Origin of the sequence: Bradyrhizobium sp. STM 3561 (genome assembly GCF_045571455.1) — a bacterium.
Lineage (GTDB): Bacteria > Pseudomonadota > Alphaproteobacteria > Rhizobiales > Xanthobacteraceae > Bradyrhizobium > Bradyrhizobium vignae.
This window is the reverse complement of sequence record NZ_CP120695.1, coordinates 1,807,734-1,821,322: the sequence shown is the minus strand read 5'-3', so window position 1 is coordinate 1,821,322 and position 13,589 is coordinate 1,807,734. Positions and strand designations below refer to the sequence as shown.

The following is a 13,589-nucleotide window of genomic DNA, read 5'->3' as shown; positions in this document are numbered from 1 at the left end:
ACGCGAGACAAAGGGCCGCCTATCGAGGCGGCCCTTTTTGCATGAGAACGCCTGCCATCGCGGGCAGCAACTCAAAAAATCGAAAAACAACCCCATGCACAGTAGCCAACCACTTGGGCCAAAAAGGGTTTTCTGATTTTACGAAACTCCCTTTGACCCGTCGGGCAAAACAGGGGTATGATGCCAACATCCAGAGATACGGATGCCAGGCTCGCAAGGGAACCTTGACGAGCAATTGGTCCGGTTCACCCCACACACCGGAAGGCGCAGTCATTCGCGCCAAATCGGCGGCGGGCCACAACCGGACTCATGCGACGCAGCAATGAATGTTCCTATTCGAACTTGCCAGCAGCGCTGGGCCCGCGATGCCAAGCTGCTTCTCCTGACCGGGGGCGTCCCAAATCACTGCGGCAACTGTTCCGATATATCTCAAAGACCTTGACGTTCGTGGGGTTGTCTTTCTCGGATACTGCGTACAGTACCAGCACACCGGGCTCCTTACGAATTGCAAGCTCAACGCCAAGGCCAGGCAACCGAAGATTCTGCGGACGGGAACCAAGCCATAACTCGCTCCCGGGCGATCAGTGAGCAGTGAACCCGCCGTCTACCGGCAGGCCGATGCCGATGACGAAACTGGCGGCCGGGCTGCACAGCCAGAGCACCGCCGCGGCGACCTCCTCCGGGTGACCGAGCCGTCCGATCGACTGCTGCTTCATGATCTCTGCCATTGCGTCCGACTGACCTTGCAGCATGTCCGCAACCATCGGAGTATCGATTGTCCCCGGACATACGGCATTGATCCGGATTCCGCGTGGCGCATACTCCACGCCGGCGCTCTTGGTCATGCCGAGCACGGCATGTTTGGTCCCGTGATAGGCGGCCCGCTGAGGCAAGCCGACGAGGCCTCCGAGCGAGGAGCAATTCACGATAGCACCAGAGCCCTGTTCGCGCATGACCCGAAGCTCGTGCTTCATACAGCTCCAGACACCGCGCTGGTTGACGGCGACCACCCGATCGAACTGTTCGATTGGCTCGTCAGCGGCGTCGGACGGCGGCACCTGTATCCCGGCGTTGTTGAACGCCATATCGAGCCGTCCGTATTCGCCAACTGTCCGGTCAACGGCCGCCGCGACCTGTGCTTCGTCTGATACATCGCACCTCAATCCGAGCGCCGAGCCTCCGCCGCGAACGATCTGGTCCGCCGCTTGCGCGGCCAAGTCGCCGTCCAAATCGCAAAGCACGACTGAAGCCCCGCTCTCGGCGAACATACGCGCGGTCGTCAGCCCCATGCCCTTGGCAGCGCCTGTAATCAGCGCGACCTGGCCGTTGAAATCGTACCGGGGGTTCATCATTGCTCCTCTCCCAAAGTCAAAGCTATGCGGTGGGCGGCGTTACAGGCGCGATCGGTCCGATCACTTGCGATACTGCTCGTCGCTGACCTTCTCCATCCAGTCGACGTTCCTGCCTCCGACGGACTCCTGTATCGCAATGTGAGTCATCGCCGTCGTCCGCGATGCGCCGTGCCAATGCTTCAGTCCAGGCGGAAACCACACCACGTCCCCTGGACGGACTTCTTCGACCGACCCGCCCTCGCGTTGCACCCAGCCCAACCCAGCAGTCACGATCAGCGTCTGTCCGAGAGGATGAGTGTGCCAGGCCGTGCGGGCGCCAGGTTCGAAGGTGACCTGTCCGGCGCTCACGCGGCCGGGGTCCGGCGCCTGAAACAGCGGATCTACGCGCACGTTCCCGGTAAACCAATCGCCCGATCCTTTCTGGGAAGGACGGGAGCCGTTTCTTTTGATGTCGATGTCCATTCCATTCCCCTTGTGCGGCTCAGTCGCGAGCGCTGACGCCCCTGTGGCTTTCACCGATGCGGCGGCGCCCGCGACTAACAATGTTCGGCGCGAGATCATTGGGTGCCTACTCAGTTCGCGCGCTTTTCGATGACGTCTTTGATCACGGGCGCAGCGGAAAACGCGTTGGGCCAGCCGGCGTAAAACGCCAAGTGCCCGAGCACCTCACCGGCCTCGTCCCGCGTCAGCCCGTTGTCCATCGCGCGGTTCAGATGGTAGGTGATCTGCGCGACCTGACCGGTAGCGATCAGGGCGCTCACTGTGATGAGGCTGCGGTCCCGGGGAGCGAGCGCCGGTCTCAGCCAGAGATCGCGGAACAACGCGTCCGTCGTGTACTGGACGAGGCTCGGCGTGATCTGCCCGAATTGCTCTCCGACCCGCGTCGCCCGCTGTTTCTCCGCCGCCTCGTCGAGCGGAAGCTGTGGCCCCGTCGCCGGCGGGAGCTGGTCGGCCCCGATGTTGCGGCTCTCGAAGACCTCCCGCACCGCGGGGATCGCATCCATCGCGTTCGCCCAGCCGGTGTAGAACGCCAGGTGCGTGATGATCTCCGATATCTCGGACGGCTTCACGCCGTTATCGAGCGCGAGCGCCAGGTAGTGCGGCAATTCAACGGTCTGGTCGCGGGCGATCAGCGCGGCCACCGTCACGATGCCGCGGTCGCGGCGGGACAGGCCCGGGCGCTTCCAGAGGTCGTCGACGACGAATTTCTGCGCATAGCTTTCGAGGGCCGGTGCAACTGCGCGGACGTCTTCGGACTTGGGCATGGCGGTTGCTCCTTCCTTGGGTGCCTGCTGCGCGGCGGCCGCGCCGGCGAACAGGCAGAGTGAGATCAAAGTGGCTGCAAGCGTTCTCATTGCGGGGATCCTTCCAGGGTCGATGGGTTCGCGATCAGCCACCAGGCGACGAGCGAAGCGCACAGCACGGTGACCGAACTGACCAGAAACAGAGCGTTCAGCCTGGACCCTGCAGCGATCAGGCCGAGCGCGGGACTGGTCAGACCCTGGGCGAGATCGAGGAACGCGGTGTAGGCGCCCATGGCGAGACCCCGGCTCTCTGCCGGCACGCGGCGGACTGCTTCGACGCCGAATCCGGGATAGACCAACGAGAAGCCGAAACCGGTGAGCGCCGCGCCGACGAGCGCCATCTCCGGACGGATGGCAAGCCAGATCAGCGCCTGGCCGACCGCTTCGATGGCGGCGCAGACCAGCGCGACTTTCGCTCCGCCGATCCTATCGGCCAGATGGCTGAAGAACACCCTCGCCAGGATGAAGGCCACCGCGTAGGCGGTGTAGGCTGCCCACCCGTTGGCCCATCCCCTTGCCGCGAACAGCAGGGCGACGAAGGTTGTCACGGCGCCGAAGCCAACGGAGCCGAGCGCCGAGCCCAGGCCCGGCACCCAGACGGCTCCAATCACTTCGACGAAAGACGCCCGCGCGTGCTTCCCAGGTGCGACCGCGGGCAGGAGAGCGACGAGAGGCAGCGCGACGAGCGGAGCCAACGTGGTCGCGAGCGAAATCGCGGCGAATCCGTAAGCCGCATACACAGCGGAGCCAGCCGGCGCGCCGATCGCGAAGGCCGCGAACATGGCCGATCCCACCCACGCGATCACCTTACCGGTGTTGCTCGAATGGGAGAGCGCGAGCCCCCAGCTCACCGCCGCGGTGATAATGAAGCTTTCCGCTCCGCCGAGCAGCGCGCGCCCCGCGAGAAGGATCACGACCGAAATCAACGGGGATCCGCTGAAGCCGAACGACAGCAGATAGAGCAGTCCTGCGGCGGCCGCCGCCAGCAGGCCTGCGATGATCCCGCGCTTGGCGCCACGAGCATCGGAGAAATGCCCCGCCCACGGTCGGGAGATCAACGATGCGGCGAACTGGCTACCGGCGACCAGACCCACCACGAAGGGGCCGAAGCCTAGCCCGTCGTGCACATGAAGAGGAAGCACCGGCATTGCCACGCCGATGATGAGGAAGCCGACGAACACCACGCCCATGATGGGCGCCAAAGTCGCTGTGACACTGGGCGCCGAAGCAGGCGCCTGCATGACAGTGACCGACATAGCTAGAGCTCCTGGCCGGTCGGGGTAGACGCGATCGCTTCACCCGCCACGCTGGTTGCTTCCGTCATCATGACGATCTCGTCCTTGCTTCCTTCCGCCATGGGATCCTTGCCTTGGGCGGCTCTTCGCCGACTGCCGACTAAACGTAGTCCTATTCCTCAAGCCTGATTAGGTGATAGATTTTGAATGAGGTAATTAGACAGGCTTATGAATGAACCGGGACGATGCCAGCGATCTCATCGCGTTCCTAGCCGTCGCCCGGGAACGTAACTTCACGCGGGCCGCGGCTAAGCTAGGCATGACGCAGTCCGCCCTAAGCCAGATCATCCGGTCTCTGGAGGAGCGGCTCGGGGTTCGATTGCTGAACCGGACGACGCGCAGCGTCACACCGACACAAGCTGGGGAACGGCTATTCCTCAGCGTCGGCCCTAAGTTTACCGACATGGATGCCGATCTCGCGGAACTGAGCAAGCTCCGCGAGAAGCCCGCCGGAACGGTCCGACTAACGGCCACTGAGTACGCAGCCGCAGAGATCCTGCTGCCGGCTCTACGGAAGCTTCTGCCTAAATACCCCGACATCAACGTCGAAGTGATCGTCGACTACGGCCTCACCAACATCGTTGCGCAGCAGGTGGATGCGGGCATCCGCCCTGGGGAACTCGTCGCCAGGGACATGGTCGCAGTGCGCGTCAGCCCCGATCTCCGGATGGCAGTCGTCGGCTCGCCCTCCTACTTCGCCGATCGCAAGAGGCCGAAGACGCCGCAAGATCTGACTCAGCACAACTGTCTCAACCTCCGCCTGCCGACACACGGCGGCAGCCTCTACGTTTGGGAGTTCGAGAAGAACGGGCGGGAGCTCAACGTCCGGGTCGATGGACAGCTTATATTCAACAGCGCCGGCCTTCTCCTAGACGGCGCGCTCAAAGGCTTTGGTCTCGCATACCTAACGGAAGGCCATGTCCAGCGTTACATATTGGAAGGTCGGCTTGTTCGGGTCTTGGCGGATTGGTGTCCGCCGTTCTCGGGTTACCACCTCTACTATCCCAGCCGGCGGCAGCCATCCCCAGCCTTCTCACTGTTGGTTGAAGCGCTCCGGTATCGAGAGAAGTAGCTGTTGCTTAGCTGCTTAAGCTGTCGTTGCGCCAGTGAGCGGAAGCGGTCGCGCGCCAGCGACCGAGTCGGCTATGGGTCAAAAACGGCCGTGACGAGCTTGAGTGGGCCCGTTCGCGTGACCATCAGGAAGCAGACTTCGCAGCGCTGCGAGTTAGGATCAGCCACGGGCCACTCACCGACGTGAGCCCGCTGTTTGCGCATCCTCTATCAGAAGCGCCGAGTCGCACCAGACGCTGCGTCTGCAATTACTTCTTGCGCGGATCGTCCGCTGGGTTGATGTAGTCGATGCCTCCAGGACCAACGAATTGAACTTGGAGAATCCCCTCCTCATTTCCGGTCCAAGCGTAGTGAGCGTGTTTAGCCGGATACACCCACAACGAGCCCGGCTTTAACGGCTCGCCTTTCTTCTCAAATTTTTCACCGTGGCTAGTCCCCACGTTGCCGCTAATGATAGTGACAACTTCGGAATAGGGGGTGAGTGTGCGGCGGCATTTGAAAGTTTGGGGGAAACTTGATCCGTAAGACGACCACATCCCCTGCTTTCGTCGGGTCGCCCACGAGAGTTGCTGTCTGGACGCCCTTTGGGAAGGCCGGGTTCTCAGCCCACGTAATTGCCTCTGGCGTGACCCGCATCGGCGTGTCTTGTGCCGTCGCCGGCAGTGAGAATGCGACTAAACCTGCTATTACCAAGAGTTCCCTCATCTGAGTTCCTCCCGTTGTGAAGGTAGATCATGGCACCATTAGAAACTCCTACGCCACCACCCACGAATAGCGGGCATAGCCGGATCTACACGCTCGCCGCAAAAAGATCCCATCGTCCCGGAATGCCTTTAAGCTGATGCGATCCGCGATCAAAGAATTTCAAGCCCGCGCCAGCCACAAGATCGGTCACGACCCTCGAGACAAGGATCTCGTCAGCTCCGGATTGCGCCATGATACGAGCTGCCACATGCACAGCAATACCGCCAATATCGCGCTCCCTTATTTCGATTTCACCGGTGTGCAGACCCTCACGCAGCGGCAAGCCGATTTCTCTAGAAGCGGTCCTAAGCGCAAGCGCACACCTAACAGCACGACCAGGTCCATCAAATGTCGCGAGAATGCCATCGCCGGTCGTTTTGATCAGCGTGCCGCGGTGCTTTTCGACCAAGTCTTTTGCCAGCTGATCGTGCATATCCAGTAAGTGGGTCCATCTTTGGTCACCCATATCGGCGGCGCGACGTGTGGACTCCACGATATCCGTGAAAAGAACCGTGGCTAAAACACGCTCAATATCGGTTGATGGAATTTCGCGGTGTCCGGTGATGAACTCCTCGACATCTCCCAACAAAGTTTCGACGTCACCAAACGTCATCATGTGATCGCCGTCAGGGTATTCAATGTATTTGGCACCAGGAATTTGCTTTGCGAGATCCTGACCTGTTTCGACTGGAATCAAAGTGTCCGTTCGTCGGTGAAGCACCAACGTAGGAACTCGTACCGCTGACAGTATGGGCCTGACATCAATCGATGCGTTCATTAACGCCAGCGACCTATATGCCCCTGGACTCGCAGATAGCCTTTCAAACTTGGCAAACTGGCTCACCGCGTTTGGGTCGCGTGCACGGCTTGGATTGATGAGCTTGATCAGCATGCCGGTCCCCCAAGCCTTGGCGCGCTCGGACACTATCTCTTCGTAATTGTCCATCCTTTGGGCAGGAGAGCTTGCGAACCCGGAATACAAAACTAGGTGAGAGACGCGATCAGGGTACGTCGCGGCGAACATGATACTCATGGCTGAACCCTCGGAAATACCCAAGAGCGCCGCCCGTTTCGAGCCGATGTCATCCATGATGGCCCGAACATCATCCATTCGCTGTTCGAGCGAAGGTGCGCCTGGTACCCTGTCGGACAATCCCTGCCCTCGCTTGTCGAATGTTACGACACGGGCGAAACCTGACAGGCGACGCAGGGACGCTGTATACCCCGGCGATTCATGCATGAACTCGACATGCGAGACCATGCCGGGAACGATGATGAGATCGATCGGTCCATCGCCCATGGTTTGGTATGCGATGCTTACATCGCCACTCATCGCATAGCGCGTCAGGGGCAAATCGAAATCACTCATTGTCGAGCCCACGCAAAGATCTTCACTGCCTTTCTTATCACGAAATGACCGGTCCGGCTCATGGATTTGGCATCGCCTAAACCAAGCGTAACGCGCCGCGACTGCGCTTCAAGCCTCTTTCGAGGGGCAGCACGAAGTCGCCCTTGGGTCAATCGCGTTGGTTCTGCGCGATCAGGCCCGCGTCCGGCTTACCCCTCATTGCCGACATCAAGACGCCCGACCGAATTTGTCGCTTCGGGCCAGAAGCAGACATCCGCAGGTGAAAGCCCGGTTGACCATCTCGACCCGGAAAGCCGGGAAGACCATCATCTCCGTTGTTACCGTGGCCAGGCGGGGTGGGCGGAGGTCGAGTAGCAGGAGCTCTTGCTGCGCGCTGCGGGCGAAGCTCGACGACCTCTGCCGTGACGCGAGTTACTGCGCTCCAAGATCGGCCGAGGAGTCCGCGGAACGATGAACCTCGCGACATGGAAGCCTTCCGATTGCGTCGAGTGGCTTCCATGATATCGGCGCAAGATCGAGCGTCGACAACACTCCGTCGGCGATCTATTCTGCGGCAGATTTGCCGGTTACTTGTTTGTGGAGCTCGAACCGACCGTTGCCGATGGCGCCGGCGGAGCTTGCCGGGTGAGGCTTTGGGCCGCGATCTTCCAGTCCGAACCTTCTTTGACTAGGACCCGCATCCAATTGCCGGTGATGGTGTCGCCCGGCTTCAAATTCGGATTGTTGCTGTAGCTTACGGTAAATGTGCCGCTGGCCAGGAGTGCCTGCCCTGAGGCTAGGGAACGGACGTCGTCGACTTTGTTGGTCAAGTCGATGCCCATCTCGTGCACTTTCTTGGTCAACTCGCCCATCTGGGCGCCGGAAGTTCTGCCGTAGACGTCGATGCCAAAAGCATCGGACGTGAAGAACGATGACGCGGTCTTGTCGTCTCCCTGATTGACCGCCTGCGTCCATTTCATGACCATGGCTTCTATCGCCTGCTTCGTCTGATTGTCGGCCTGCTGCGCCCTGCTGACGGGTGCCATCGCGACAGTCAGCGCCAGGATCGTCGTGGTTATGATTGGCCTCATGTCTGCCTCCTTTTCATATCTGATCGCGACGTAAACCTCCTTCGCGAGCGCGCCTTGAAGCGCAAGCGCTTTGTCGTAGAGATCGGCGGCGGGACACTCTGAGGGATCGGCACCGCTCCTCAGAGTGGCAGCCAGGAAGAACTATAGCACGCGATCGGCCCAATCGCTCGGAAATGTACGCGTTCACATTTCATGAGCCCGACCGCTGCTCATGACCCAATGTATGTCCCGGGCTCACCTTACCATGGCACCGAACGGTGCTCTCTAACGGCCTCCACAACAGCCAACCGGTAGACCGTCCCGCCTTTGCGCGGGAGATCCTCAGAGGGATCGGGCTAATGACCGGTGTGGGTCAAAGGTTGCCCTCGGTGGCTCCACGACGGCTTTCCACTTAGCCCTTAAGCGGACCGTGCGGGCCCAAATGGGGAGGTCAGCCACGGGCCAGGAGCGGAATTCTTGCCGATGACGCGCTTCCGACGAAAAAAACGAACGGACTTCGAAATCTTTGCGGCGAGAAGGGTGGTGTCGATGGGCTGGTCACCAAGAGGTTGTAAGGTCGATCATGTGAACGGCCGGATGCAAGGTTCCGAGCACCGCAACAATGACGAGGATGCCCAGTCCGAGTGCTATCTCGATCGCACTGTTATGGATCAGTTGACGAAGCGCGATGGAGGATTGTTCGTTTCCGCTGGAAGCAAGCTGCGGCGTCAAGCGAAAACGGTTGGTCGCAGCGAACGCGAGCATCACTGCGAAGATCGCCAATTTGAGCGTCAGCACGCGCCCATATTCGGTGGCAACGAGCCCATGCAGCGAGCCGACCAGAATGCCAGCGTTGACAACGCCACTGAGCAGGATGATGGCCACGCTGACAATGCCCAGCGTCGAAAACCGTTCGATGGCATCGCGGGCGAGCAACATGTTTTCGCGTATCTCGGTGATCGCCAAGAAAGTGATCAGCGACACCAGGCCGCCGATCCAGGCTGCCGCGGCCACTGCATGCAGCGCATCTGCTGCCAGATGCAGATAGCCGGTCACGCCTACGGTCGAGCCGGCATGGCCGGTCCAGGCAAGGCTGCCGGCGAACCCGGTCGCCGCGGCGAGTCCCAGCCATTGTGTGGTGACCGCACGCTCACAGGCGAGGCAGGCTGCCAGGCAGAACGCAAGACCTGCGCGAATGGCCGTCACCTCGCCGAACTGGGTTTCGTTAATGACCGTCGACAGCACGTCTGCGGTCAGAGCCTCTTTGAGCGGCATGCCGCTCATCGAGGCCGCCTGCAGCAACAGCCAAATCGCGCCCGAGACCACCGCGAGGACGAGACAGACCCAAATTCCACGCCGCGTCCGGCTCCGGAACGAGATGGCCGCCGCGGCGTGGCCCCGCAAGACCGGCAGAGCGATGAAGCGGTCGAAAATAACGCTTCCGACTGTCATCGCTGTAGCCGCGAAGTGCACGGCGCGCGTCGCAATCATCGGCACTCCTGCTGCGGACCAATCCATCGCAACAGTGCTCTAGGGACCGACCTGGAAGGTAAAGCTCCCATCGGTCGTGTGGGTGTCGACGGAAAGCACATGCCAATTGACGTGGTAGGTCCCGACACCGCCGCCTTTCAGAGAGACCGATATCTGGCTGCCGTTCACGCGCGCCCTTCCCGCATCGACGCGCTGGCCGGAAGGACCGGTGACCGTCACCGAACTGAACGCCGGCTCCAGCTTCTGGGTGAAGTAGAGCGTCACCTCGCGCGGCGGACTAGCCACTTTGTTGCCGACGCGCGGCTCGGCATGATCGAGAAAGGCGTGGGCGTCTGCCTTGCCGGTCGCAAACGACAGCAATAGCGCGATGATCAAGGATGAGCGTCGCATGATCAATTCCTGGCAAACGGGCTGGCGGGTTGCACCGGCCCGCCAAAGATGGGCCTGCCGATGCCGCGGGGATCGATGTCATCGAGATAGAAGTGCAATTGGCCGATAACGCCGACATTGGTCCCGCTTTGCCGGTTGATCGGGATCAGCGCCTCGACTCCGATTTGAAAGGTATTTCCGACCCAGAGGAATCCGGGGTTGATGGTCCCTGTGGTCTTGGTACCCGACGTCAATGTGTTCGCTACCGGCGTCTGCAGCGTCGCCTCGACCAGCGGGATCAGATGATTGACGAAATCCGGCAGGCCGAGGTCGATCACCGACGATTTCAGATAGGGCATGCTGTACTGGATCGTGCCGCCCCAGTTCAGCACCCGCGGATGAAATTCGGTGTCGGCGCTGAGATTGCCGGTGTCGGGGTCGATGCTGAAGGTCGTGGTGGAGTTTCTGCCCGGGATGGCATAGCCGACCTGACCGGTGATCGCGACCGGCCGCAGCCATGACAGGGTGTCGGGCAGATCGCCGAGGCCTTTGCCGAAAAAGATCGTCGGCGTATAGGTGTTGAACGGGTCCGCACCGACGGCTGCTGCGCCCGTGCCGCCCCATTCAATGCCCAGCCCGACCGACACCACGAATTCATGCGCCGGGTCCTTGAACAGCCGGTACTTGAACAGGGTTTCGAGATTTTGAAATCCCTGCGCGCCGATCCCGGTCGGACCGCCGGGCGCTGCGAGCGAGCTGTGGGTTGCGCCGATCGAGATCGCAAAGGCCTCGGTGATCCGCTTGGAAAATTCGCCCGAGAAATCGCGCTGCCGAAACGACGGATCGTCACCGGTCTTGAAGTTCGCGACCGTTGGGAAAGACAATTCATCGTTCACACCGGGATCGTCGATACCGATTGTCGCTGGAAAGAAGCGGTTGCCGACGATTTCGTGGGCGGTGCTTCCGAAAAGGGGAACGAGCGCGATGGCGAGCCCTGGCACGGCTGCGCGCGCATGACGGATAAACATGAAAATCTCCGCAGGCGTTGATGTGTAGAGGGTTCACGGCCGGTGGCCGCGCGACTTTACGACAGGGACGGCGGAGCGCGTGCCTGGGCCCCAGAAGCGGTTCTCGAACCGGACAGGCCCGGCCCGAAATCCTGCCAGGCGACCTGGCTCGTCACGCGATCGACCACGATCGCGGCTGATGTCTGCGGGGTGTCGATCGGCGCCCCGGTCTGCAACACGCCGCAGGCGGCGCAGCCGCCATCGTGGGCGCGGTGGCCGGTCTGATCGTCCTGCCCAGTCCCTTGTGCCGAACCGCCGTGGCAGATGACCGCGCCGACAAGTGGATGGGAGGCCGCAAGGCTCGCCGCCCAGCACGCACCGATCGGTACAAAGATCTGCACCAACAGGGCAACCAGGACTATCGGTAGAAAATTCTTCAGCTGTCGGCGCATCGCTCCATCCTGCGGCAACCTATCGCAGTGAAGGGCCGCCGTCGAGCCAAGCGGCAATGCCGAGGCGCCGAAGGGAGAGAGGCTGACGATTTAGTCGAGTGTGTTGTGCGCCGGCAACGATGGGACCTCGCTTTCAGAGCTGCGCGCTCAATTCACTTGATCTCGCTGTGGACGCCCCAATTTACACGACCGCTGCTGGCGTTAGCCAGAAAAGCGGCCGACCTGACACTTCTGCTTGGGGTCAATCGCGTTGGTTCTGCGCGATCAGGCCCGCGTCCGGCTTACCCCTCATTGCCGACATCAAGACGCCCGACCGAATTTGTCGCTTCGGGCCAGAAGCAGACTAACCAGCTAGTGCCAGCAAAACCATCGCTCTACCGGGGTTTTTTAGTGCTGTGACGGTACGCTAGACGCATATGGCAACGATTTCTCGGTGCGCGCCGCATTAGATACCCGCGAAGGGTCTCTCCGTTCTGATGAGATGCTTGCTGAACAGAGCGACTACGCTCTGAGGCGCGGTATCGTCGAAAAACCGCTTGAGATTCTGGGCGGTCTCGTCGGCGACTTCAGCACTTCGGGGAAAGAGGCCGTTTTCATAGCTGGCGAGCGCGGCTTCGATGTCATCGGGAGTGGCAACGAGCGCTTGGGCGAGTTCTGCGCCATCATACATAGCGAGGTTCGCGCCTTCGCCTGCGAAAGGGGACATCAGATGCGCCGCATCCCCAAGTAATGTTAAGCTCGGCACGCGCTCCCATCGATGTCCAACTGGGAGCGCATAGATGGGGCGAAGCACGGGATCGGTTTCGCCGTCTGTAATGAGTGCGGTCAGTTGCGGAGCCCATCCTTGGAATTGCTCGGCAATATGGGCCAAGGCAGCTTTTGTGTTGCTAAAATCGATGGACTTAATCCAATCTTCTGGCTTGTTTAAGGCCGCATAGGTGTGGAGCGTTCCGTCTGCATAGCGGTGCGCCAGGATGCCTTTGCCCGGAGCAACGGCCATGAGCGTGCCGCTGCCGATCGCATCCACGCTTGCCTTGTGGCGCGTGTCGCCATCGAAAAGGAATGTTTCGATAAACGAGGTGCCCGTGTAGGTTGGCGTTGATTTTGAAAGAAGGGGGCGGACCTTCGACCACGCGCCATCGGCACCCACGAGCACGTTGGAAGTGACCGTCAAGCCATTGGCAAAGGTGACTTCATGCCGTCCGTTCCCGAGGGCTGCAATAGACGCAACTCTATGACCCCACTTAATCGTTTCCGGCGGGATCGAATCAATAAGCATTTGCCGAAGATCGCCCCGGTCAATTTCGGGGCGATTGCCTGTGTGGCTGCCGGGGTTGTCGAATAGGACATTGCCGTCTTTATCGACGATACGTTTTGCATCTTCGCGAGGGCGGACCAGAGAGAGGAACGTGTCAAATAGTCCTGTGGCTTTGAGGGCGATCTGACCGTTGTATTCATGAATATCGAGCAGACCTCCCTGCGTTCTTGCGCTCGCCGAGGCTTCAGCTTCGTAGACTGTTGCTGCGAAGCCGTGGAGATGTAAAACACGGGCGAGTGTGAGGCCACCAAGGCCGGCACCAATAATTGTAATTGGATTTCGCATTGTTGCGCTCCTATCGTCGCAGACATGCAGCGTCCGTAGGCGCGTTGATGGCTGCGATTGCCTGATGTTCGTCAGGCGGTTGCTATCGGAGACGCTGGCCGAACCACGCGTGGCGCGCGGTTGACTTGTATTCGACGGCCTAAGAGCAGGTAGTCGTTTTTCGCGACGAGGGTGAAGTTATATCAGTAGGTCGAGCGGAACAAGAGGCCGAGGAGCGCGACGGCTAGCCAGGAAATTCAAAGAAATACCGAGAATCGGTCGGCAAAGCCATATCGACCAGGGCAAGGCGATTGGCGACGTACTGATGGAAACCTTTGGTGACCGGCCACCGTGTGCTACTTGGATAGGTGTGCCGAGCCTCGCGCGAGAGGAATTCTTAATCGAGGTTGAGCCGTCAATTATCTTCGTTGCCCGAGCGGACTGCGGCGCTGCTCGAACACTGCGTCAAGCCAAGCGAAGCCTCCGCTGGCAGGATACCGTCAT

At 60.6% G+C, this 13,589-nt stretch carries 12 protein-coding genes; 1 reads left to right on the top strand and 11 read right to left on the bottom strand.

Going from position 1 to position 13,589, the window contains the following annotated elements; translation table 11 throughout:
* Window positions 1-581: 581 nt before the first annotated feature.
* The 4 genes from P6U28_RS08215 to P6U28_RS08200 form a co-directional block, all read right to left on the bottom strand.
* Entirely contained in the window at window positions 582-1,349 is a 768-nt protein-coding gene (locus P6U28_RS08215; RefSeq protein ID WP_122406747.1) for a glucose 1-dehydrogenase, read from the bottom strand.
* A gap of 63 nt (window positions 1,350-1,412) precedes the next feature.
* Window positions 1,413-1,808 carry a cupin domain-containing protein gene (locus P6U28_RS08210; RefSeq protein WP_197711551.1) on the bottom strand — a complete coding sequence of 132 codons (396 nt, stop codon included), beginning with the start codon at window positions 1,806-1,808 and terminating at the stop codon, window positions 1,413-1,415.
* A gap of 116 nt (window positions 1,809-1,924) precedes the next feature.
* Window positions 1,925-2,707 (bottom strand): carboxymuconolactone decarboxylase family protein, encoded by a 783-nt coding sequence (locus P6U28_RS08205; protein WP_122404074.1) that lies wholly within the window; start codon window positions 2,705-2,707, stop codon window positions 1,925-1,927.
* A complete protein-coding gene (locus P6U28_RS08200) occupies window positions 2,704-3,912 on the bottom strand; it encodes an arabinose transporter (protein ID WP_122404075.1) in 1,209 nt (402 codons plus the stop codon). The genes P6U28_RS08205 and P6U28_RS08200 overlap by 4 nt, the downstream gene beginning before the upstream one ends.
* A 211-nt stretch (window positions 3,913-4,123) precedes the next feature.
* Between P6U28_RS08200 and P6U28_RS08195 the strand changes: the two genes are divergently transcribed.
* Window positions 4,124-5,023 (top strand): LysR family transcriptional regulator, encoded by a 900-nt coding sequence (locus P6U28_RS08195; protein WP_122404076.1) that lies wholly within the window; start codon window positions 4,124-4,126, stop codon window positions 5,021-5,023.
* A 789-nt stretch (window positions 5,024-5,812) separates the two neighbouring features.
* Here the strand turns inward: P6U28_RS08195 and P6U28_RS08190 are convergent.
* The 7 genes from P6U28_RS08190 to P6U28_RS08160 form a co-directional block, all read right to left on the bottom strand.
* Window positions 5,813-7,135: an adenylate/guanylate cyclase domain-containing protein gene (locus P6U28_RS08190; RefSeq protein WP_122404078.1), complete on the bottom strand. Its 1,323-nt coding sequence runs from the start codon at window positions 7,133-7,135 to the stop codon at window positions 5,813-5,815.
* Window positions 7,136-7,701: 566 nt separating this feature from the next.
* Window positions 7,702-8,160 carry a nuclear transport factor 2 family protein gene (locus P6U28_RS08185; protein ID WP_129143028.1) on the bottom strand — a complete coding sequence of 153 codons (459 nt, stop codon included), beginning with the start codon at window positions 8,158-8,160 and terminating at the stop codon, window positions 7,702-7,704.
* Window positions 8,161-8,742: 582 nt separating this feature from the next.
* Window positions 8,743-9,675 carry a copper homeostasis membrane protein CopD gene (gene copD, locus P6U28_RS08180; RefSeq protein ID WP_244607684.1) on the bottom strand — a complete coding sequence of 311 codons (933 nt, stop codon included), beginning with the start codon at window positions 9,673-9,675 and terminating at the stop codon, window positions 8,743-8,745.
* A 39-nt stretch (window positions 9,676-9,714) separates the two neighbouring features.
* Window positions 9,715-10,065 carry a copper resistance CopC family protein gene (locus tag P6U28_RS08175; RefSeq protein ID WP_122404081.1) on the bottom strand — a complete coding sequence of 117 codons (351 nt, stop codon included), beginning with the start codon at window positions 10,063-10,065 and terminating at the stop codon, window positions 9,715-9,717.
* Window positions 10,066-10,067: 2 nt separating this feature from the next.
* Window positions 10,068-11,072, bottom strand: coding sequence for a hypothetical protein (locus tag P6U28_RS08170; protein ID WP_122404082.1), 1,005 nt, complete (start codon window positions 11,070-11,072; stop codon window positions 10,068-10,070).
* A 56-nt stretch (window positions 11,073-11,128) separates the two neighbouring features.
* Window positions 11,129-11,503 (bottom strand): DUF2946 domain-containing protein, encoded by a 375-nt coding sequence (locus P6U28_RS08165; RefSeq protein ID WP_122404083.1) that lies wholly within the window; start codon window positions 11,501-11,503, stop codon window positions 11,129-11,131.
* Window positions 11,504-11,948: 445 nt separating this feature from the next.
* The gene (locus P6U28_RS08160; protein WP_122404084.1) at window positions 11,949-13,106 is read right to left on the bottom strand and encodes an NAD(P)/FAD-dependent oxidoreductase; all 1,158 of its coding nucleotides are present in this window, start codon (window positions 13,104-13,106) and stop codon (window positions 11,949-11,951) included.
* Window positions 13,107-13,589: the final 483 nt, after the last annotated feature.